Source organism: Neobacillus muris (genome assembly GCF_943193175.1).
Taxonomy (GTDB): domain Bacteria; phylum Bacillota; class Bacilli; order Bacillales; family Cytobacillaceae; genus Neobacillus; species Neobacillus muris.
The window spans coordinates 1-22,165 of record NZ_CALPDF010000015.1; the positions used below are offsets into that span (position 1 = coordinate 1).

Sequence of the window (22,165 nt, forward strand, 5' to 3'; positions counted from 1 at the left end):
CCCTTTCATGACGACAAATTTTGCTTGGGCCAACGGTTTTTTGGCGCCTTGACCCTTTCATGACGACAAATTTTACTAGGGCCACTGCTTTTTTGGCGCCTTGACCCTTTCATGACGACAAAATTTACTAGGGCCACTGCTTTTTTGGCGCCTTGACCCTTTAAAAGCGACAAGATCCCTTGGGTTTACTGATTTTTTGGCGCCATAAACCCTATTTTATTTGCCAAAGAATCGTCCTAACGAAGATGAGATAAACAACAATATTTAAGAAAGCCGAGCTAAGGAATACAGAATCCGCACCCCACCATAGGACCATCCAGCCGGAAACATACATGGTCAACGGCATGCCGACACGAAACAAAGTACCAGTAATTCCGCTGATTCTCCCAATCAATTCAGCCGGAGTTTGTTCCAGCCGAAAGGTATAGGCACTCACCGTATACAGCGCCAAAGCAAATCCGCTCAAGAATAACGACACTGCGAGAAGCTTCACATCATGGGCAAAAAACATCCCGATATAAGCAATCGCGAAAATAAGTGAAGATGTACCAAAAACAATCCCTAAACCAACGATCTGCCGCAGCTTATTCACAATAAGACTTCCTGCCAGTCCGCCGATCCCCGCAAAAGCCATAATCGAGGCAACCGCAGCTGAAGTCATTGCCAATTCTTCCTTTGCATAGATAACCGCAGTCGTACTCACAACCGTCATACTGCAATTCATGACCGCAATAAAAATAGTCATTAACCAAAGCGGTTTATTTCCGCGGAAGGATTTCCACCCCTCTAAAAAGTCCTCCGTAAACGTAGATTTTTTTCGATCAGCAAAACTTTCCTGACTAGACGTTAACTGCGTCAATAATACGAAACACAGGAAATAGGCCAAAGCTGTTATCAAGATCCCGTCATAAAGAAATGGGAGCAATAGAATAAGACCTGAGATCACCGGTCCCATCACTCCGACAAACGTTTCAATAAAGGAAAATTTCGCATTGGCCGAAGTCATTTGCTCCCTTGGGACCGTCAACTTGGTTAGGCTTACCTGGGCATTAAAATAGCCGTAATTCAAGGTCATTAATAAAAAACCAATGACATAATAAGGAAACAGCAGACCTACATCCAGCCGAATCAGCTGCACCATGGCTAGCAGTAAGAGAGCCTGCCCCCCCACCATCCACATCGCCCATTTTCTCTTTTGAACCCGGTCCACAATCACCCCGATAAAAATGCCAAAAAGCAAATTAGGCAGGAGCTCGGCCGTCCTCATCGAGGAAACCGCAACAGGTGAATGGGTTAATTCATAAATAATTAATGGCAGTAGCAATTCATATATTTTATTTGCTACACTTATTAAAAAAGTGGAAATAACCAGAATGGCAAACGATTTATTTTTCCAAATACTGGTCTGTTTCGTTTGTGTTAATGGCAAGGACATTTTCCTACCCCCTTTGTTTTTCAGATTACTAAACAATGAGATTGCTAAAAATGGAAAGATGGAAGAGTTTTATTTCATCTTTTTTGAAAAATCGTCATGGGAGGCTGTAATGCAATGAAGGAATTAGTCGAAGATTTTATTCAAATCAGCAATCATTATCCAGTAGAAAAGGTCAGCAGCCCCTTCATGGTCACAGTGGAAGAACTCTCCTCCATGCTGTTTTGCACGCCCAGAAATGTAAAATTCATTTTGAATAAAATGATTGATGAAGGATGGATCCGATTTGAACCAGGACGAGGCCGTGGAAAAAAATCCACCCTCACTTTATTGAAGTCAAAAGAGGAGATTCTGTACGAGGAAGGAATCCGCTTGATTCAGCGAGGCGCGATCTCCCATGCCTTTGAGTTGATCAGCAAGCATGGGACCCCGATACTCCGGCTGCATTTGTTGAACTGGCTCGGGGAATATTTTGGCTATAAAAAACAGGACAATGCAACTGGCTATAAAGAAATCCTTCGGCTCCCTGTATTCCGAACGATCAATACCTTAAGACCCGATCTTGCTTACTATGATTTTGACGTCCATCTTGTTAAACAAATTTACAATACTTTAGTGACGTTTGATCATAACACCCAGAAAGCAACAGGTAAATTGGCTCATTTCTGGGAGGTAAACGCGGACAAGACCGTTTGGACTTTTTTTCTTAAGAAGGGTGTCCTGTTCCATCATGGCAAGGAGTTCGAAGCAGCCGATGTTGAATTCACAATCAAAAGACTAACTAGACCAGACTATCCGCAGGCATGGCTGGTTTCAACTATCAAACAAGTAATGGTGATCGATCGATATACGATCCAATTTCAATTAAACAAGCCGAATGCCTTATTCCTTCAGTACCTTTCGTTCCCGGCACTATCAATTGTGCCCCTTGATGAGAGTATTGATCATGATGCCATGCTGCCAACAGGAACCGGGCCGTTCCAAGTGGTCAGCTGCCACTTGGACCAGTGCATCTTAGAAGCACATCCCTATCATTTTGAGGGCCGGGCCTTTATGGACCGAATTGAGATTATGAATATCCCAAAACTCTTTCCTGAAGGCTCTCCATTATCGAATAATATTTTTATCAACACCGGTGAAAATCAAGCCTATACCAAAAATCCTGATTGGTCTGCTTTAGAAGATACCTATGATGGATGCTCCCTGTTAACGTTTAACTTAAACAAGCCAGAGAGTCCCCTCTGCCACAAACTTTTCCGGCAGGTTTTGGACAAATTGATCAATCGCCGAAAAATGATCCGTGATTTAGGCTATCCTCGTGTTTATCCAGCAAGTGGATTCGAGCGCAGCAAGACCCGAACGCAGGACACACAGGAGATCACGCCAGATGAAATTAACAAATGGATCCATCATTCTGGATACCTTGGTGAACCTATTAGGTTGTTTACCTATGACCGCCATGAACAAGATGCCAACTGGCTCAAGCAGGAATCCATGGAATATGGAATTAATTTGACTGTATCCATCTATAGTTGGACGGATATGCTGGATCCTGCTATCATGCAGCAGGCTGACTGTATCTTATTTGAAGCCGTTTGGGGAGAAGACGAGTTGTCAAAAATAGAATTGTATCAATCGGGCTATAGCTTTATGCGGGTCCATCTTGATGAAGAAAACCGGAGGATCCTTGATCAAATCATAGAAAAACTTCTGAATGAAGAAGAAAAAACAGCAAGAGATCTGCTATTTGATGAAGTCGAAGAACGATTGAAGACTGAGATACTTGTCTCCTTTTTGGTTCATAAAGATAGTCATACAAATTTTCATCCGTCCATCCGCGGAGTGAAACTAAATTCCCGGGCCAGCGTTGACTTTAAGGATATATGGATCCATCCAGATTCCTCAAAAAATTAAGCGGCTCCCTCTAGGGAACCGCTTGTTTTGTGATGCATCGTCATTATCCAATGTCTTGACGGCGTTTTTGTCTATTTCTTTGCAATTCACTTTGTTTCCATATGTATTTTTGCATATAAAGCCTAAGTACTTCTTTCATGCACTTTCCATTTCTCTCCACCGCATCCCGAAAATCATCTCTTATATTTTCTGGAATTTCAATGGTTAATCGAACCATTTTTGGAATGGCTTCGTTCCCCTTGCTCTCCCTAATATTGTTGTTTCTCCCTATCTGGTTCATCTTTCTGCCCCCTGTCTTAAGATATACCCCTTTTCAAATTAGTCATAAGAAAACAAATATTTATAATAGTTATAATAAATTAAATAATAACAGTAGTAAACGTATTCAATCTTCAATTGTTTTTCGACAAATTCCGACATTCTTTCGATTATGTTCCACATCCCTCAGACAGAAACGGTCATCGTGACAGACATTTTTGAAGGAATAAAGGGATTTGGAAGACAAATAGAGAACTAATTTTCAAATACATTAGGGAGTTTTTTATACTATGGAAAAAATCGCTGTTATTTCTGACATTCATGGAAATATCCCTGCACTGGAATCCGTGCTAGCGGATATAAATTCCAAAAACATAAGGAGAATTATTTGCCTTGGTGATATAGTTGGCAAGGGGCCGCAATCAAGCATGGCCATCAAAATGATTGAAAAGCATTGTGAAAGTGTTGTTAGAGGCAATTGGGATGATTTTTTCCCTAAGCCGCAGGAATCCGCCGTTATCAAATGGCACCAAAACCAAGTAACAAAAGAACAAATGAATTATTTAAAAGAACTGCCATTTTCAGTGGAGTTTATGATGAGCGGAAAGCTTGTCAGAATGTTCCATGCTTCCCCCCGAAGCGAGTATGAAAGAATCCGTCCTGGGGACCCTCTCGAACGTCGATTGAGCATGTTTGAAAACACGGAACTCACACAAAATATCTCTGAGAATAGGGAAGCAGATGTGGTTTGTTATGGAGATATTCATGATGCCTTCCAGCAGCATATAAAAGGGAAAACCTTGTGCAACGCAGGCAGCGTCGGAAATCCGCTTGATCTCACTCAAGCCTCCTACGCCATACTGGAAGGAGAATACGGGCAACAAGAAAATGGAGTTTTTTCGATACAGCTTGTACGCGTTCCATATGACATTGATTTATCGATCCAATTAGCCAGAGAAGCGGAAATGCCCGAACTGCAGGAATATATACAAGAATTAACAACAGCCCAATATAGAGGTTTAAAAAATAGAGCAGATAACCGGCATCCCCAATAATTGGAACTATTACCTTTCCCCGTTACTTATACAAGTTTTTGTGTTACTATTTTAAGGGTATTTAATATTATTAAGAGAAAAAAGTAACAACGGAGGAAAGAAAAATAATGTCCGAGAATATCATTGCTTTAATATTAGGAATCGTAGAAGGCTTAACAGAATTTTTGCCTGTATCATCTACTGGACACTTGATATTAGTCGGTAGTTTGTTGGGCTTCCAAGGGCAAAAGGCAAACACCTTTGAGGTTATCATCCAATTGGGGTCGATGCTGGCTATTCTAGTATTGTACTGGAGAAGATACCTTTCTCTTTTAAATTTTAGTACGATCGGAAAGCCTGAAAAGAAATTAGATGTGATCCACATTATTTTGGGAGTAATACCAGCTGCTTTAGTTGGATTATTATTGCATGATTTTATCAAAACTCAGCTTTTCTCGCCCAAGGTTGTCGTAGGAAGTCTTGTTGCCGGGGCCATTTTGATGATTTTTGCCGAAAAGCGGCATCCAAAGTTCTCGGCTGGCACAGTGGATGAACTAAGCTACAAACAAGCTTTAACGATCGGAATTTTTCAATGCTTGGCTGTTATCCCTGGTTTCTCTCGTGCGGGTTCTACAATTTCTGGGGGGTTAATTGCAGGAGCCAACCATAAGACTGCAGCTGAATTCTCATTTTTAGTAGCACTGCCGATCATGGTAGGGGCAACTGGGCTGGACTTTATTAAGAGCTTGGATTTCTTGCATGCATCTGATATTCCGATGTTTGCGATCGGGTTTATTACAGCTTTTGTTGTGGCAATGTTAGTAGCGGTTGGTTTTCTTAAACTAATAGAAAAAATTGGCCTGACAATTTTTGCCTACTATCGAATTATCCTGGCCATTTTATTTACGATCTTTGTCATCTTATAAACCGTATATCATTAAATAAGGCTCGACTATATGTCGAGCTTTACATTTGTTTACGAGTTCCTTTATTCAACCTTACCTTCCCAAGCTGACATTCCGCCAGTCATGTTGATAACATTGAATCCATAGCTTTCAAGGAATTGAGATGCGCGGCCGCTTCTGCCTCCTGATTGGCAAATCATGATATACTCCTTAGATTTATCTAATTCATGCATACGGAATTCAAGTAATCCTAAAGGGATATTGATGGCACCAGGTATCTTGCCAGCCTTTACCTCCTTTACCTCACGTACATCGATCATGTTTAATTTCTTGCCGGCATTTAATAGTGCTTCTACTTCTTTTGCAGTTAGCTGTTTCATCTTTTTTCCTCCTTAATCTCTTTATATATTCCCTTTTTCCAAAGGGGCATTCCATCGTAAAATCAATTACCCTAATAGGTATTAGCCTGTTTAAAATAAATGACAGTGCTTCACCTTTCCTCAACGGCTCTTTACAAGGAGATTGACTGCCTCTTTTACTAGATCTTCCATATTTTCACCTTGACTCTCCGCTTTTTGGACGCCTTGCAGTCTTTGTCCTCTTCCATCATTTTTAAAATTCCTCTTACCTGCCCCTCAATGCGTTTTACTCTATTTTTGACTTGATCATTGTAGTCCATGAATGAGTCACCTATCCATTCGTTTCTATAGCTGCTGCTCCACCTGACATTCCAAATACGAGTAACACTTTACCCGTCATCTTGCCCCGCAAGGATTATACCCATACAGGTATTATAAACGGTATAAAAGGATTGTAAAATAAAATGCTTTTAGGTACGAAAATTATCCAAAATTGCTGGTGAACGGACATGATACATATGAAAAGGAGGCTGCTATACTTTGCAGCCTCCTTTTTTGAAGGGAATCCATAAAAAATAAATCTTATCCTGTTTTCTTATCATACTTCTGCCCTTCCTGGACAAATAAGATGCCTAGTTCATGATGGTCTCCTTCGAATAACGCACGTTGGACAAAACGGATTTCACCGTTTGTATCAAGGACCTCCAGCTTGCAATGCGCCCGATTTTTCTGCAAAGCTTCGTAAAACAACGTTTCATCACGGACTATTACACCGTTGGCCTTTGCAATAATTTCACCAACCTGAAGACCCATTTTACACGCCGGTGAATCGGGAATCACCCCAATAATCATCAAACCGTGATTTTTCCTTGAAAAATAAACCGGTCTTCCCTCGTCCTTAAGAAGTGCAAACAAGGAGATCAATTCACGGCCAATTACCGCAAGTGCCGCAGCGATAATCGACACAAGCGGATACCAATAACCTGCGCCAGCAACTATAGTGATGACCAGACCAAACACCATAACCTGACGTCCTAACTGCTTAACTGCCAATCTAGGAAGCATCCCCTTTATTTGCTGATAAAAACCGATGGCAAACGGCACAAAAATCAGCGAATACTCTTTCGCTCCTAAATGAAATACCGGCCACCACTCAAATGGCAAATGAAGCGCATCCCCGGGGACCAGCAAAAACAACGGCACCATCCAAACCCGCTTGACTTCATGCACACCAATGGTTTGCCCCCGTTTACTTTTTGCCAGTTTAGGAGATGTCCCTTTGGGTCCATTTTTATCAATCAGAATCCCTTCCGCTATTAAAAGAAGACCAAGTACCACCACAATCGAAGGATAGACTTTGTCGCCGATGGATTGAAAGGCTTCGGAAAACAGCGGTATCGACCAGCCTTTTTCAGCCATCAGAATTATGGCAAAAAATGCAGCCCCCATTGTATAGGCAGGAGAAATCCAGCGGACATTGGTGGTCAGTGACCATAAAAAGGTGAACCCTGCGATTAACACAAGCGCAGCAAAAGGAACCGCTATACCTGCACAAATCGTTGCTGCCGATAACACCAGTCCGATCAAAACTCCCTTAGGAAACAGCTGCCTAAGTTCAAAATACGCATCCTCTGCGCGAATATGGAAATTTTTCCGCTCACGTTTTACCCTTCTAACTCCTAAAATGCCGGCGAGGAAAACGAGATAGTAAAAAACAGGATGAAGAAATAACTTGCCTGTCCCCTTCAGAAACTCCACAAGCCATAGTTGCACCACTTCCTGCCACCTGCCTCTATAAAAAATTCGTCACTCATATTAAAAAGTCTCTTAAATAATATTTTACCAAATTGCAGTAATAAAAAATATTGCTAGATTCTAGAAAAGCAGTGTTTTCGTAAAAATCTTTTAAAAATAAAACAGTGAACCCGTCAATCAAGGTTCACTGTTTCTTCCAATCTCCAAGATTATTCTAAAACAAGCCGAAGCGCCGTCTGCAGTTGAAGGTCATTTTTTTCTTTTTTCATTTCTTTGATGGCTTCCTCTTCCAGTTTAGCGGCAGTCTTAGCATCAATTTTCCCAGTTACAGGCAGGTCATTTTCCTGCTGGAATCCTTTTACAGCAATCTCTGTTTGTTCGCTAAAGTAACCATCTTTCCGTCCCGGGGCATAGCCCAGTCCGGCTAAAATTTCCTGGGCGTTTTGAACCTGCTCATTATTCATATCCTCTGACAGCGTCTCTTCCACCTGAACCGGGTGCGTTGCAAAAATGGCTGGCTGCTCAACTGGCACATCCGGCTGAATGCCCTTTTTGTGAATCCAATTTCCATCTGGTGTCAGCCACTTAAACAAAGTAAGCTTGATATTGCTGCCATCTCCCATTGGCACCGCCTGCTGAACGGTTCCTTTGCCAAATGTTGTCTCACCCACTAGCGGATAATCCGCCCCTTCTTTTAAGGCCCCTGCCAATATTTCTGAGGCTGAGGCACTCCCTTTGTTTACCAAAACAGCAACCGGATAGTCTTTTTTCTTGGTTATGGTTGAAAAATAACGCTGTTTATCTCCATTTCGCTGCTCAATTTGAACAAATGGCTTATTTTTAGGGACAAACTCTTTCACAATTTCTTCCACACTTGATAACAGCCCTCCTGGGTTCCCGCGGACATCAATAACCAGTCCTTTGATATCATCCTTTTCCAACTCGTCAAGCTGCTTTTTAAAATCTTGAGCTGTGTTTTCTGAAAAGGTGGTAATTTCCATGTAGCCCACCTTTTTCCCGTCTTGTTTCTTGATGTCGGAATGGACCGTCTCAAGTGGAATCTCATCCCTTTTCACTTTGACAGTCAGCGGTTTTTTCAGTCCCTCTCGGGCAATTTCCAAGGTAACATACGTGCCTTTTTTGCCTCGAATTTGCAATGTGGCTTCTTGCAGGTTAAGGTTTTCGACACTTTTGCCGTCCACCTTTAAGATTTGATCATTTGGCTTGATACCTGCCTTTTCGGCAGGAGAATTTTTAAACGGTGATATTATCACAATTTTGTCATCGACGTTCCCGACTTCGGCTCCGATTCCTTCAAACGAGGACTCCAAGGTTTGGGTAAATTGCTGTGCCGTCTCTTTGTCCATATAAACAGAATAAGGATCTTCCAAAACGGAGAGCATCCCCTGAATGGCACCCTCCACCAACTCTTCCTCTTCTACTTTTTCCACATAGCGGCTTATAATTAGCTCATAAGCCTGCTCGACTTTTTTAAGATCGGTTGTCTCCACCGCAGTGTCAGTCGATTTATTGTTCGCAGAAACCGAATCTTCTAATTGTGACGGTTCTTCCTTTTGCTCCAATACCTGCAGCCCTGCATAGGCGCCTCCTGCTCCGGTCAGCAGCGAAGCGGTCATTAACAAGGCAACCCATTTTCGATTCATCCGGTACCCCCTCCATTATTGCTTGTTTTTATAAAAAGAAAATCCTGCAATCAGCAGTTTGATACATACGCAATGTTTCCCCTGAAAAAAACATCTGCCAATGTTTGTAATTTTCTTTAATATATGGGCAGCAATTCCTGCCCCGATTATTAACATATATGAAAGGAATGGACGAGTTATGAAATTATTTATTTATTCTTTGTATCTCCCAGTCTATTGGGCTTATTTTGATACACAAAAAAGGTGATGCATCATTTGCATCACCCTCATAGCTATAGCCCTGGAATAATTCCAACTGGATTAATTTTATTTCGCTTATCTGCTTCCCATTTTCCTTTATGCAATTCAAAGTGTAAATGTATACCGTCAGCTTGCCCCGTTTCTCCCTTTATGCCAATTTGCTGACCTTTCTTAACAGTTTGGCCCTCACTAACCAATCTGCTTCCACTCACCATATGGGCATAAACTGTAGTATAAAGCTGGCCATTTACCATAGAGGTAATCATTACACATTCACCATATGAACTCGACAAATAAGATCTGAATACGATCCCATCAGCTGCAGCAACAATTGGATCAGAATTGGTTACACGCCCAAAGTCAACCCCATTATGAAATTCATTGTTATACGTTCTATATCCATATCCAGAAGTAACCGGACCATTTGTTGGTCTGGTAAATGCCCCACTTGAAACACTGATGGATGCATTACTACTAGATTTTGACGACGAAGCCGACTGTTGTTGTTGCTGCTGCTTTTGGCGTTCTTGCTCCTGTTTAATTAATTTCTGGATAGCAGATTCCTGAGCAGCCAAGGCTTGTTCCTGCTCCTGAAGCTCCATTTTATATTCGTGGGCTTCTCCTTCCTGCTCCACAAGGTCACCTAATAGCCTGTCCTTTTCCGCACGCTGTTCAGCTAACTGCTGATTCATTTTCTCTAAATCTGCCACTAGTTTTTCGAGATCAGCCAGATCCTTTTCAACCTGAGCTTCCTTCTCTTCCAAGGTCTTCTTGTCAGCTTCCTGCTGCTTTAAAATATCTTGGTCTGCCTGCATAATCGTGGCAACTGCATTTGCCCGGTCAATGAAATCGCTGAAGCTGGTCGCCCCCATTAACACATCCAAGTAATTGACGGCTCCACCCGTTACTTGGTAGTTACGAATCCGGTCTTTTAATAGTAAATTCCGTTTCTCGATTCGCTCACTAATGACCTTAATTTCATCTTGCAGCTTAGAAATTTCAGCCTTTGTTTCATTAATTTTCGCAGTTTTCGTTTCAATTTCCTTGGTTGTGCTGCCAATCGCCAAATCAATCCGCTGCATTTCGGTCTTTACGTTCGTTTGCTGATTTTTCAAGTCATTAATTTGTCCTTGAACATCATTTAAATTCGACTGAACACCCGAGCGTTTCTCTTGAATATTACTTTGTTCTTTCTTCAAATTGGAAATAGATTCTGCTTGTGACTGTAAAGGAATGCCTCCAAAAAAAGTTCCCAGCCCAACCGCAGCGGCAGCGGCGAGTAGTTTTACCGACTTTCTCAATTCGATTTCTCCCTTCCCTTATCTCTCTATATGTACAGGCAATCGTTGTTTATCTGTTGCACATATTTAAACAGCGAAACCAGAAAGGAGCTAAAAGCACCTTTCTGGTTTTGGGGTTACACTTTTAAGAACTTACGTACGGACATGACGCTGCCCCATATCCCAATCAGGGCTCCCATTAACAGCAGGATTCCAGACACCTGATACATAAATGGATCAAATGGCAGCACTCTAATAAAGGTTCCCTGTAGTTTTGGACCAAGATAGTCATATGCCCGATAGTAGGCGATGGAAATCAGAATGATTGGCAGTACTGCCCCCAGAATCCCCAGCCACAATCCTTCCAACAGGAATGGCCAGCGGATAAAGCCGTTGGTTGCTCCTACCAATCTCATAATTTTAATTTCCCGGCGTCTAGCAATAATCGTTATTTTAATAGTATTGGAGATTAAGAAAATAGCAGTAAAGAACAGGCCGACAATCAAGACAATCCCAACATTTCGGCTTGCCTTAATAAATTTAAATAGCTTTTCAACCTTGCCTTCACCATAGTTCACTTTTGAAACAAAATTAAGCTTTTCAATTTTCTTTGCAGCATCCATGGTATCCGTCGGTTTTTTTGTTTTCACGATAAATACGTCATTTAACGGGTTATCTTGTTCAAATAGCTTAAATGCCTTACCTTCTTCACCCATGCTTTTGACTAAATTATTTAATTCCTCTTCCTTTGAGGAAAACTTAACGGATCCAACCTCTGGCATATTTTGAATGGAATCTTTTAAAGCAGTTTGATCCTGTTCGGTTGCAGCCACATCGATGTGAACGCGGATTTGCACGTCCTCTTCAATGGTCTCCGCCACACGATTTAGGTTCATCATAATGACGACAAAAACGCCAACCAAGATGAGGGTAATTGTAACAGCACTCACGGAGGCAAATGTCATCCAGCCATTTCTGCTGATGCTCTTTAAACTTTCGCGGGCGTGACGGCCTAGTGTTCTAATTTTCATAACCGTATTCACCTCTTTGTTCATCACGGGCAATCTTTCCGCCTTCAATGGCGATGACGCGATGCTTGATTGTATTAACAATTTCTTTGTTGTGGGTGGCCATCACCACGGTAGTTCCTCGATTATTAATCTCTTCAAAAATTTTCATGATCTCCCAAGACGTATCCGGATCCAGGTTTCCGGTTGGTTCGTCGGCAATGACGACTTTTGGAGAGTTGACAATCGAACGCGCAATGGAGACACGCTGCTGTTCTCCACCTGACAGTTCAGTAGGAAGCATTCTTGCTTTATGCTTTAAATTAACTAAATCCAGCACTTCCATGACGCGCTTTTTAATATATTTTGGCTGTGCCTCGATTACCTCTAAAGCAAACGCAACATTTTCATAAACAGTAAGAGTCGGAAGCAATTTGAAATCCTGGAATACAACCCCCAGCTGGCGCCGGAACTGTGGGACCTTAGTATTCTTTAATTTGGCTACGTTCACGCCATTTAACGTAATCGTCCCAGATGTCGGCACTTCCTCCCGGTACATCATTTTGATGAAAGTGGATTTTCCGGCACCACTTGGTCCGACCACATAAACAAATTCGCCCTGGTTGATCCGGACGTCGATTCCATTAATGGCGGATACGCCATTTGGATACTTCTTATATACTTCTTGCATTTCTATCATTCAGATCACCTGTTAGTTTATTTTCGTATAGAAATAATTCGACAATATTCTATTCTATTTCACAAAAAGAACCAAAATACCAAACAATCAGTGCAATTTCTTGCATGTTTTCATTATAACATCATAATCCGCTAAAAAAAGTGGTAATTATATTACAGTTTCTTTTCAAAGAATACTCCCCATGGCGTTTTTATCCAATAATACCAATATTCTTGTAGAACCCATCCTTTGTTTGTCGAATTTTATTCATTGATTAACCATATAACTATATGGTAGTACTGTCAATCTTTGTGGAAAAATTATGGGGACAGTCCCCCGCTGCGTTAAAGCGCTGCTTGGGTGGAGGACTCTCCCTTGAATTAAGAAACGCCCTGTTCAATACAGGGCGTTTAGGAATATTATTTTTTAGCAGCGAGCCAGTCTGCTACTTCATCAGCGTCATCGCCCTCTACTACATTTGGCGGCATAGCGCCTTTTCCATTTTTAATTATGTCTCGGATTTCGTCTTTCGTGTAACGGGAGCCGACTTTTGTTAAGTCAGGACCCATGCCGCCCTGAAGATTTTCGCCATGGCAGCTTGAGCATTTTTGGTCAAATATTTTTGCACCGCCTGAAGCCGTCTCATCTCCAGCTTTGTCCTCACCGCCGCCGCAAGCAGCCAGTCCCATTACAAAGGCTGTTCCGATTAATAGTGTTAACACTTTCTTCTTCAAGCTAATCCCCCCTTAAGGAATAAATCCCATCAATGTATAAGTATACCAGCATTATGAACGCTTGAAACCTTCTCCTAGCACCTCAGCCGCATCCATAACCACGACAAATGCTGATGGGTCAATGGTTTTAACCAATTGTTTCAATTTTGTGAACTCTGTTTGATCAACAACGCACATCAAGACTGGTCGTTCGTGTTCAGTAAAACCGCCATATGCCGATAGTTTTGTCACACCCCGGTCAATTTTATGCAAAATCCCGTGACGGATTTCCTCTTGCTTTTCGGTAATAATCATTGCCATTTTTGACCGCCCAAAGCCAATTTGAATTAAATCAATCGTTTTGCTTGTAACATAAAGTCCGATTAACGCGTATAAGGCTTTTTCTATATCAAATACGATGGCTGCGGCCAGAACAATTAATCCATCTATGAGTACAACGCATCTGCCCAAGGTAAAGCCTGTATATTTGTTGATAATCTGTGCGGCTAAATCCGTGCCGCCTGTGGAGGCATTGCCGCGAAACACAATCCCCAAACCTAACCCGACACCTATCCCGCCAAACAGCGATCCAAGCAGCGGATCATTGGTCCATGGCTCCACCTCTTTTGTTAAGAAAACAACAAATGGCAGGAATATGGTTCCCGCTAATGTTTTTGCCCCAAATTGCTTGCCTAATAAAAGGACACCGGCGAAAAATAGCGGGATGTTAAATGCCCATTGGACATAAGCAGGTTCCCAGCCAAACAGTGATGTAAGAATGGTGCTGATCCCGCTGACACCTCCAGAGGCGATCTGGTTCGGGAGCAAGAAAACATTAAACGAAACGGCTATAATAGCCGCACCGATAAGGACTAATAGATAATCCAAGGCGATTCGCATTTTCGGGCTCGAATCCAGCATATTTCCTATATAATTCATATGTATTCTCCTCAATCATCGTTTTATAATGATGAACCGAGAGTGAGTATAACATGGTCAAATATTGGGTGTAAATGGCATTGCACTGCCGTGATAAAGGGGTAAACTAATTATTAGCTTTTGCAGGTAATAGCGTTTTGATGATAAACTTCTCGTTCCTTAATCAACCATTTTCACAGTTTTATCGGTAGTTATTCTTTTTCTTCAAAAAAAAACGCCACAGCATTTACACTGTGACGTCTTTGATATTATGAGATTCTTGAACGCAAGTAAGCATCAATAAACTGGTCAATATCTCCGTCCATGACACCTTGGACGTTGCCGGACTCCGCACCTGTCCGATGATCTTTAACCATGGAATAAGGGTGGAACACATAAGAACGAATTTGGCTTCCCCAGCCGATTTCCTTTTGCTCTCCGCGGATTTCCGCAAGGGCCTTTTCTTTCTCCTCAATTTCCCTTTGATAGAGCTTGGATTTCAGCATCTTCATGGCATGCTCGCGGTTTTGAATTTGGGACCGTTCCGTTTGGCAGGCCACCACTATGCCTGTCGGAATATGGGTAATCCGGACAGCCGATTCCGTTTTGTTGATATGCTGTCCGCCTGCCCCGCTTGCCCGGTACGTATCTACTCTTAAATCCTCCGAGCGGATTTCAATCTCTATCTCGTCATTGAACTCCGGCATAACATCACAGGAAACGAAGGAAGTATGCCGGCGCCCTGATGCATCAAACGGTGAAATCCGCACCAAGCGATGCACCCCTTTTTCAGCTTTCAAATATCCGTAAGCATTATGTCCTTTGATGGCAAGGGTAACGCTTTTAATCCCTGCTTCATCCCCTGGTAGATAATCCAAAGTCTCAACCTTAAAGCCTTTCTTCTCCGCCCAGCGAGTATACATTCTAAGCAGCATTGAACCCCAGTCTTGGGATTCTGTTCCGCCAGCACCTGGGTGCAGCTCTAAAATAGCATTATTTTTATCATACTCCTCACTGAGGAGAAGCTGCAGTTCATATTGATTCAACCGTTCTGTCAGCTGCCCGAGCTCTTCTTCCAGCTCCGCCTGCAGCTCAGCATCATTTTCTTCTTTGACCAACTCGTAAGTAACTTCGAGATTTTCAAAGATCTCATTGAGTTCGTAAAACTCATGAACTTGGTCTTTTAAGGCATTCGATTCACTGATCACCTTTTGTGCCGTTTCTTGGTTGTTCCAAAAATCGGGGTGAAGCATTTCATCTTCTAGCTCAGCAATGCGGGCTTCTTTGTTTTCAAGGTCAAAGAGACCCCCTAAAGTCCGCTAATGTTTTAGCTGTTTTTTCAAGCTCGTTTCGAATTTCCGCTAATTCCATATTCGTCACCTCTATAAAAAATATATCATAACTACATTGCAGTTTATTCCAAAACAGTCTCATTGTTCTTGTCCATTATACCGTGACAACGGTCAAAAATTCAAAAATCAAATGGAATGCGGAAATTTCACCTGTCGAACTCTCCTTCTTATTGACAATCAGTTTTCTAAAAGTAGGAATGTATATTGTTATTCATGGAAGTACCCTCAGAACATAAAAAAGGCTGCTTCATATTTAAAAGCCGCCTAATTATTGATTACTATTAATTTTCTAAAAGCATTAAGGTCATGGATTTGATTTATGTTTTTTCGTTATGGATTACTTAATTTAGTAGGAGCATGCGCTGCTTCCATAAATGACTTAGATGAACCGCCATGGCACTCCGAACATGCCAAATGCTTGGTTTTGGAAGTATCCGTTGGGTCCAAGTCATGATTAGCATCTACTGTCTGTCCGACTACCCCATAGATGGAAGTCGCCGTTGTACCATCATGGCATTTCATACAAAAATCCTTTTCCTTCGATGCATCCCAAGAGCCTGTCGCTGCTGTAAAATCTTGAGGGTTTTCATGGCCTAATTGTGTTTTTAACATTTTAATATTTGTTGAACCATGCGTTTCGTGACATTCAGAACAAGGTATGGACCCATTTAAATTACTTCCATCGGCTTGTAAGGCTTGACCATCCGGTAGTGCCAAGAAATGTCCGGATTCTGCAGCAGATTTTGTATAGTATTTTTCAATGTCTGTAGCTCCATTTTTCTGATTATTATTATTATTATGACACTGCAAACATAATGAATAGTCTTGAACAGTGTTCGGTGCATCAGTATCCGTTATTTCCTTTGCTGTTATTTCACTTGTAGCGGTCAACGACTTTTTATAGGCTAGCGCACTGTATTCCACACCCGGAAAACTATTTGTATCAAAGATACTTACTTTTTTCTGAGCATCCTTGTCATAGACTAAGTTATCAATATGACATTTACCACAATGAGTATCCAAACTATCAATTTTAACTGCTGTAAGTTTATTTTGATCTGGATCATTTGCCACAGAAAGATTTAAATCCTCACCGTTATGTTGATAAATGTAGTGGTCCTTCAACAGATTGGAATTTTCTTTTGACCACTCCATATGCGGATTATGGCAACTTGTGCAGGTTGTTGCATCTTTTAATTTGTTTGTACTATTTTTGCCATAGTCTGAAGGATTATCATGGTGATACGTGGCGCTTATCCCACTGGTTACAGGTGCATTTAAAGTTCCATCATGACAGGCGGTACAATAGTTTTCAGAGGCACTTTGATTAAGTTGTTCATTAAAATCAATTAGGTAGTTGCCTCCCTCCCGTGATGTGGTCATTTGTGCCTTTACATCTTTTTGGTAAGGCGAGTCCACATGGGTAGTATGACAAGATGCACACATATTAGTATTTAATTGATAATGGCCATGCGGATTGGAAGAATCTTTAGTATTCTCATCCATGTCGTCCCAATCTACATTTGTCCCAGTGGTAAGTTGAAACTTTTTCGAAAAAACGGGACTTTCCGAATCGTCAACGACCAGGTCTTGGTCCAAGGTAACTGTATAAGTCTTGTTCAGTTTCAACTCATCCTGTGCAGCGGTAAAGAGTATCTCATAATAGTACTTTCCGTCGGTGGGGTCCAAGTCCAATTGGTTAACTTCGGTTATTCCTTTAATTACTTCTTGCCCTGGTCTGCTAACAATTATCGGTGTTAAAGACTGGTTATCATCCATCTTTTGTTTAAACTGCTCCATCGGCTGATCATCTGCGATTATAACCTTTATTATTGCGTCAAGCGGAACGTGGGTAAAATCTTCACCAACTTGTTGTTCGGTGCGGTCAGCCAGAAGAATCTTTGCTTCAGTAACATATGGCCTTTTCAAGAGGATAGAAAAATCAATAGAATCCTCTGTTACAGTACCGGCTGTTGTATCCTTCATTTCTATCGTAATAGTATGTGTTCCTACTTCTAATGCTAATGCGTTTATTTTAAAAGTCCAAGTCTTTGTCGTGCTGTTGGTATTGATGATCCAATCTGATACATTTGCGGCGGAATCAGATAGGTTCTCTCCGTTCTCTTTAGCAGTAAAGAGTAAATTATTTGCCGAAGCATCAGTCACATATGTTCCGGTTATTTCAATATCCTTTGTATTTAATTGGGTTCCAGATTCAGGCGATGTAATTGAGATATCCTGGATAACTGACAATTGTGCTGTATCAATTGTAAAGCTTATGGATGATTGAGCCAACTCTTCTCCAGTTGAATTCTTCTTCATTTTGATTGTCAGTGTATGAACTCCATCACTTAGTGACTGTGTTGATAAGGACCAAGTCTTTGGTGAACTTGTGTCATCAATGGTCCAAGAGGAGCCAGAAATAGCCGTTCCATTTTCGTCCGCTGTGAACACTAGATCTTCCTTAGCGACATCAGACGAGTAATTTCCTGCAATGACAACATCTTTCGAGTGAATTTGTTCATTCTCAGAAGGTGATGTCACAGTTAAGGACTCAGTTTCTCCTACTGCAAATACATCAACGATCGGTATGGAGAAACTAGTAGTTATCACAAGGATCATGATTAGACAAATATAATAACTTGATTTCATTTTCAAGAGGTTTCGAACCATCCGCAACCAGCCCTTTTACTTTATTATTTATGTACTATGTATATTGGTTTATATTCTATATGAGTTTATATATACATTATATCAATGTTGTCTGGATAAAATTGGGGCAGAAATAAAGCGATTTATCGACGAATTTGTGTCGTAGCTTTTGACAAATTTGTGTCTTTTCAAGATAATTAAAGAAAAACAAGGCAGCAATCACTGCCTTGCTTTTTTCAAATCGTATTACTCTTTTAAAAGCTAACAAATAGTGGGCTAATTGTTGGCTTTTTTAATTGGTAACATCCCATCTTGCTTCTCCAGGCATACCGCCTTTTAGGTGTTCACCAGTGCTGGTATCTGCCTCAGTGTTACGCGGGCTGCCGACGAAACTTTCGCCGCCGCCATGGCAAGCATAACATACAGACATGCCAGTGTAACGTTTTAATGCAGAAGAAGGGTTAGGATCTTTTAAGTAGTCAATAGCTCCCTGATTATTTCCTTGGAATGCTCCGCCACTTGCTGTTAAATCAAATATTGAGTTGTCATTTGCATCGTGCATGATTGAAGCTTCAGTACCATGTGCATAGTGACAACGTACACAAGTAAGCTCGTCTCTACTTACGTTAGCATGACGGTGTGCTGTTGTATAAGTTCCACTAACATCGTTACGGGATTCAGATAGATAGTCAATGTGACAAGCCGCACAGTATTTGGTCATTTCAATGCCGCTGTCAGGAACGGTACCATCCCAAAGATGTTCAATATTGCCATCTGTTTCAACGTCAATACCGAGTGCAATGTTGGCGCTCTTAATATTGCCAACATCGGCACCATATGCAAAACCATCTTTATAGACAACTTTCAAATTGGAAGCCAAGTTTAAGCTGCTTGCCTCCGGTTTACCTGCCGCAACGTTATCATATGTTGGTGCATCACTGCTGTATAATACAGTATTGGCTGTAAATGGATAGCTTAACTCACGTAACCATAAAGAGTAGTCAGCTACATATTTTGAGCTGCTCCATCTGTAGGTTTGGATAACAAGAGTATTTTCATCTGTAATACCAGCGCGCGAGTAGAAGCTGTTACCAGTTCCTGCAGTTTGTTTTACTAATACATATGGATATGGTTTATTTCCAGCAGCTTTAGATGCTGTTCCTGCAGCTGTTGCTTCTGCAACACTGTTGTAAATCGGAATATTAATAAATAATTTACCATTCGGGCTGGTTTTATTATCATAGTTGAAGGTTTTCATAGCATGCCCAGAATAAATAGTAACTGTACTTCTAGTACCAGTTGATTCAAGGTATGGAACTTCACCCCATCCAGCTGGATCAACCGCCAGGTTGTTTTCTTCAGCAGAACCTGATCCGTGGGCGTTGTGGCAGCTTGCACAATCAAAGTCTGCCGTTGCATTTGGATTTCCTCCAGGTGCTGCACTAAGTTGCACCGCACCGTCAGCATTGTGCATGGAGCCATTTTGATTAGTACCATGTACATCAAATGTACCTTGAATAGATTCTACCGTTTCCGTCGTTGCAGGAGCAAAGCTGTTGTAGGCGCCAGTTGTACCATCATGGCAGGCGGAACATGTGCTGTATACGCCATCTTTGAACAATAAGGCATTGCCTTCTGCAGCTGTGTGGGTTTGGTGACAACTTGCACAAGTGTTGGTATTGTTTTGGAAAGCTCCATGGGTAGGATGTGTTGAAGCTTTACCTACAGTATTGTTGGCGTTATTGAGGCCAGAACCGTCAACATCTAATAATCCGTCCGGATCATCAGCAATGGAAGCCATTTTAGGGTTCGAAGTGCTTGTTAAAACACCGAATTTCACGCCAACGTCACTAGCAACACCATCTTTAACCGTATATAGAACCATTTTGTAAATAGTACCTACTTGGATGCCTGCTGATGCCGGGATATCAATACTATCCTGAACACCTGCTAGTACTACCTTTTCAGGCGACGTATACAACTCCGTTGTATACGTATTAGCAGTAGTATCTTTTGGAAAAACTTTTACAACAAATGTTTGGTCAACGGAAGCCGTGTTTTTTAAACCAAAAGTAAAACCGCCAGTTCCGTTAGCTTTTACGGATTCCCAGTAGGTTCCTCTGGCGAATGCAGTTGTACTTAGCAATCCCACTATAATCAGTGCTAAGAATAATGAGAATCCAAACTTCTTCTTGCTCATTCCAAAAAACCTCCCTATTTATTTTTCTCTCTCTCTCTCTCTATCTATAAAAAAATCTTCTATAAATCTTCTTTTGAGGCACCACCTCCTATAATGCTTAGAATTATTAATTATAGACAGCAATCCGTTGGTTTACAGTATCAGTAACAAATACTTCCCCGTTATTATCGACAAATAAACCATTGGGCAAGTAAAACTGTCCCTTGTCGCTGCCAATTCCGCCTATTTGGAAAACCTGTTCCCCTTTTTGGTTAAATCCATAAACATAATGGGTCATGTTATCGACCATTAACAAGGTTCCATCTGGTTCTACTCCAACACCTCGTGGATTCACGAATTTGGTATCTCCTTTATTATTCTTGGAACCATTGATAACTCGGACATACTCGCCATTTTTTTTAAAAACTACGATGCGCTGATTTCCTGAATCAGATACATAAATGTTTTTCTCATCATCAAGCGCGACAGCATTTGGTGCATTCAGCAGGTCGTCTTTATTGGCGGCTGTTGAGACTTCCAACAATTTTTTCCCTGTTAAACTATATTCAAATACTTTACCGAGCTTAATGTCGGTTACCCATAAGTGATTGTTGAAAATTCTTAACCCTGCAGGCGACTGAAGAAAGTCTGCTTTATTTTCGTCATTGGTAAAGTATTTTACAAACTTTCCTTTTGAATCAAAAATGGATATCCGATTATTGTACAAGTCGGCAACATAAATATTGCCTTTTTTATCACCAGTAATTCCGTACGGGAATAGGAATTCCCCCTCTCCAGTTCCCTTTTTGCCGAATTTAAAGATAAATGCTCCCGATATATCAAATACTTGTACTTGCTGGTGATTTGTGTCCGTCACATAAACCCATTGCCCGATTTTTGTCGCATCCATTGGTTTATTGAGAGGGTTGTCCATATCTCCCTGAATGTAATTGCTTAAATTTGGCTTTCCACCTTTGATATTGCTCGCTACCTTAACAGCATCATTTTGAAGATGGAAGAAGTAAATGACTGTAAATAATACAATCGTCAAAGCCGCAATGGTGCCCATCCAAATATAAACTGTTTTTTTCTTCACCGGTTCCATCTCCTCTCTAGTTCTTTTTAGATAACTTATCTAGTTCTTTTAATGCGGGTTTATAGGTCGGATCATAGGATAAAACTTCCTTAAACAAGTTTTCCGCATCCTTTTTCTTCCCCTGGTCTCTAGCGACTAAGGCTGCTTCATAAACAATATCCGTGTTTGCAGGTTTATAGCGTGCCGCCTCCTCTAGGGCAGCAGAAGCTTCTTTGTACATTTTTAATTTGCGGTAGCTCCTTCCTTTTAACAACAGGCTCTTATAATCCTGCGTGACTAAACTGGAAGCCTTTATCGCCATTTGCAAAGCATCATCATTTTTATTTTCTTTATCGTAAACAATCGCCAGATTCAAATAGGCACCGTAACTTTTCTTATCAAGGTTTTTGGCTGTTTTTAATTCCTTGATGGCATTACTATCATCACCTTTTAAATAGTACGTGTATCCTAATTGAACCCTAAGTTCAGCGTCATTTGGCTTTGCTTTCACCTGTGATTGGTAATATTTTAATTGTTTTGTAATTTCATCACTTGTTTGGTTCCAAAGATACTTTTCACTGATATAGTAGCCGGCTGAAAGGCAGATGGCTAAAGTTGCCGCAAGGATAATCAATGCTTGCCACCATGTAAACTGGTCTTTTTTTACTTTTTGTACTTCTTCTCTAGAAGGTTCTTGTGCAACTGGCTGTACTGGACTTTCCATATTACCCCTCCTCATCTTGTAAATT

General features: G+C 41.2%; 18 protein-coding genes and 1 pseudogene. 3 read left to right on the plus strand and 16 right to left on the minus strand.

The window, feature by feature from the left end:
* Positions 1-211: 211 nt before the first annotated feature.
* Positions 212-1,435, minus strand: a complete 1,224-nt coding sequence (locus NFS43_RS11905) for an MFS transporter (protein ID WP_251551895.1) — start codon at positions 1,433-1,435, stop codon at positions 212-214.
* A 114-nt stretch (positions 1,436-1,549) separates the two neighbouring features.
* Here NFS43_RS11905 and NFS43_RS11910 point away from each other — a divergent pair, with 114 nt between their 5' ends.
* Positions 1,550-3,346: an ABC transporter substrate-binding protein gene (locus tag NFS43_RS11910; protein WP_251551896.1), complete on the plus strand. Its 1,797-nt coding sequence runs from the start codon at positions 1,550-1,552 to the stop codon at positions 3,344-3,346.
* A gap of 43 nt (positions 3,347-3,389) precedes the next feature.
* On the opposite strand, the gene NFS43_RS11915 is transcribed toward NFS43_RS11910, so the two are convergent.
* On the minus strand, positions 3,390-3,626 hold the full coding sequence (locus tag NFS43_RS11915) for a hypothetical protein (RefSeq protein ID WP_251551897.1): 237 nt from the start codon (positions 3,624-3,626) through the stop codon (positions 3,390-3,392).
* A gap of 268 nt (positions 3,627-3,894) precedes the next feature.
* Between NFS43_RS11915 and NFS43_RS11920 the strand changes: the two genes are divergently transcribed.
* Entirely contained in the window at positions 3,895-4,659 is a 765-nt protein-coding gene (locus tag NFS43_RS11920; RefSeq protein WP_251551898.1) for a metallophosphoesterase family protein, read from the plus strand.
* Between the two features lie 107 nt (positions 4,660-4,766).
* Positions 4,767-5,564: an undecaprenyl-diphosphate phosphatase gene (bacA, locus tag NFS43_RS11925; protein WP_251551899.1), complete on the plus strand. Its 798-nt coding sequence runs from the start codon at positions 4,767-4,769 to the stop codon at positions 5,562-5,564.
* Between the two features lie 62 nt (positions 5,565-5,626).
* Here the strand turns inward: bacA and NFS43_RS11930 are convergent, their stop codons facing one another.
* The 14 genes and pseudogenes from NFS43_RS11930 to NFS43_RS11995 form a co-directional block, all read right to left on the minus strand.
* Positions 5,627-5,923, minus strand: a complete 297-nt coding sequence (locus tag NFS43_RS11930; protein ID WP_251551900.1) for a rhodanese-like domain-containing protein — start codon at positions 5,921-5,923, stop codon at positions 5,627-5,629.
* 203 nt (positions 5,924-6,126) lie between these two features.
* A pseudogene (locus tag NFS43_RS24615) lies at positions 6,127-6,222 on the minus strand (metal-sensitive transcriptional regulator); the annotation flags it as partial.
* 262 nt (positions 6,223-6,484) lie between these two features.
* A complete protein-coding gene (locus NFS43_RS11940; RefSeq protein WP_251551901.1) occupies positions 6,485-7,678 on the minus strand; it encodes a PDZ domain-containing protein in 1,194 nt (397 codons plus the stop codon).
* Between the two features lie 188 nt (positions 7,679-7,866).
* Positions 7,867-9,321, minus strand: a complete 1,455-nt coding sequence (locus NFS43_RS11945; protein WP_251551902.1) for a S41 family peptidase — start codon at positions 9,319-9,321, stop codon at positions 7,867-7,869.
* Positions 9,322-9,593: 272 nt separating this feature from the next.
* Entirely contained in the window at positions 9,594-10,862 is a 1,269-nt protein-coding gene (locus NFS43_RS11950; RefSeq protein ID WP_251551903.1) for a murein hydrolase activator EnvC family protein, read from the minus strand.
* Between the two features lie 116 nt (positions 10,863-10,978).
* Positions 10,979-11,872 (minus strand): permease-like cell division protein FtsX, encoded by an 894-nt coding sequence (gene ftsX, locus NFS43_RS11955; protein ID WP_251551904.1) that lies wholly within the window; start codon positions 11,870-11,872, stop codon positions 10,979-10,981.
* A complete protein-coding gene (gene ftsE / locus NFS43_RS11960; protein WP_251551905.1) occupies positions 11,862-12,548 on the minus strand; it encodes a cell division ATP-binding protein FtsE in 687 nt (228 codons plus the stop codon). The genes ftsX and ftsE overlap by 11 nt, the downstream gene beginning before the upstream one ends.
* Positions 12,549-12,946: 398 nt before the next feature.
* Positions 12,947-13,261 carry a cytochrome c551 gene (gene cccB / locus NFS43_RS11965; RefSeq protein ID WP_251551906.1) on the minus strand — a complete coding sequence of 105 codons (315 nt, stop codon included), beginning with the start codon at positions 13,259-13,261 and terminating at the stop codon, positions 12,947-12,949.
* A 51-nt stretch (positions 13,262-13,312) separates the two neighbouring features.
* Positions 13,313-14,140 (minus strand): YitT family protein, encoded by an 828-nt coding sequence (locus NFS43_RS11970; protein ID WP_420910328.1) that lies wholly within the window; start codon positions 14,138-14,140, stop codon positions 13,313-13,315.
* Positions 14,141-14,427: 287 nt separating this feature from the next.
* A protein-coding gene (prfB, locus tag NFS43_RS11975) for a peptide chain release factor 2 (protein ID WP_251551908.1) occupies positions 14,428-15,529 on the minus strand; the annotation gives its coding sequence in 2 pieces (ribosomal slippage) (positions 14,428-15,456 and positions 15,458-15,529; 1,101 coding nt in all).
* A gap of 311 nt (positions 15,530-15,840) precedes the next feature.
* A complete protein-coding gene (locus NFS43_RS11980) occupies positions 15,841-18,132 on the minus strand; it encodes a cytochrome c3 family protein (RefSeq protein ID WP_251551909.1) in 2,292 nt (763 codons plus the stop codon).
* A gap of 322 nt (positions 18,133-18,454) precedes the next feature.
* Positions 18,455-20,362 carry a cytochrome c3 family protein gene (locus NFS43_RS11985; RefSeq protein ID WP_251551910.1) on the minus strand — a complete coding sequence of 636 codons (1,908 nt, stop codon included), beginning with the start codon at positions 20,360-20,362 and terminating at the stop codon, positions 18,455-18,457.
* 106 nt (positions 20,363-20,468) lie between these two features.
* Complete coding sequence (locus NFS43_RS11990; RefSeq protein WP_251551911.1) at positions 20,469-21,437, minus strand: 6-bladed beta-propeller; 969 nt, start codon at positions 21,435-21,437, stop codon at positions 20,469-20,471.
* Between the two features lie 16 nt (positions 21,438-21,453).
* On the minus strand, positions 21,454-22,140 hold the full coding sequence (locus tag NFS43_RS11995; RefSeq protein WP_251551912.1) for a tetratricopeptide repeat protein: 687 nt from the start codon (positions 22,138-22,140) through the stop codon (positions 21,454-21,456).
* Positions 22,141-22,165 lie beyond the last annotated feature (25 nt).

Excerpts from the sequence above, each read along its gene's own strand:
- NFS43_RS11905 (WP_251551895.1), bottom strand. The coding sequence starts at position 1,435 with ATGTCCTTGCCATTAACACAAACGAAACAGACCAGTATTTGGAAAAAT.
- NFS43_RS11910 (WP_251551896.1), top strand. The coding sequence starts at position 1,550 with ATGAAGGAATTAGTCGAAGATTTTATTCAAATCAGCAATCATTATCCA.
- NFS43_RS11915 (WP_251551897.1), bottom strand. The coding sequence starts at position 3,626 with ATGAACCAGATAGGGAGAAACAACAATATTAGGGAGAGCAAGGGGAAC.
- NFS43_RS11920 (WP_251551898.1), top strand. The coding sequence starts at position 3,895 with ATGGAAAAAATCGCTGTTATTTCTGACATTCATGGAAATATCCCTGCA.
- bacA (WP_251551899.1), top strand. The coding sequence starts at position 4,767 with ATGTCCGAGAATATCATTGCTTTAATATTAGGAATCGTAGAAGGCTTA.
- NFS43_RS11930 (WP_251551900.1), bottom strand. The coding sequence starts at position 5,923 with ATGAAACAGCTAACTGCAAAAGAAGTAGAAGCACTATTAAATGCCGGC.
- NFS43_RS11945 (WP_251551902.1), bottom strand. The coding sequence starts at position 9,321 with ATGAATCGAAAATGGGTTGCCTTGTTAATGACCGCTTCGCTGCTGACC.
- ftsX (WP_251551904.1), bottom strand. The coding sequence starts at position 11,872 with ATGAAAATTAGAACACTAGGCCGTCACGCCCGCGAAAGTTTAAAGAGC.
- ftsE (WP_251551905.1), bottom strand. The coding sequence starts at position 12,548 with ATGATAGAAATGCAAGAAGTATATAAGAAGTATCCAAATGGCGTATCC.
- NFS43_RS11970 (WP_420910328.1), bottom strand. The coding sequence starts at position 14,140 with ATGCGAATCGCCTTGGATTATCTATTAGTCCTTATCGGTGCGGCTATT.
- NFS43_RS11980 (WP_251551909.1), bottom strand. The coding sequence starts at position 18,132 with ATGATCCTTGTGATAACTACTAGTTTCTCCATACCGATCGTTGATGTA.
- NFS43_RS11985 (WP_251551910.1), bottom strand. The coding sequence starts at position 20,362 with ATGAGCAAGAAGAAGTTTGGATTCTCATTATTCTTAGCACTGATTATA.
- NFS43_RS11995 (WP_251551912.1), bottom strand. The coding sequence starts at position 22,140 with ATGGAAAGTCCAGTACAGCCAGTTGCACAAGAACCTTCTAGAGAAGAA.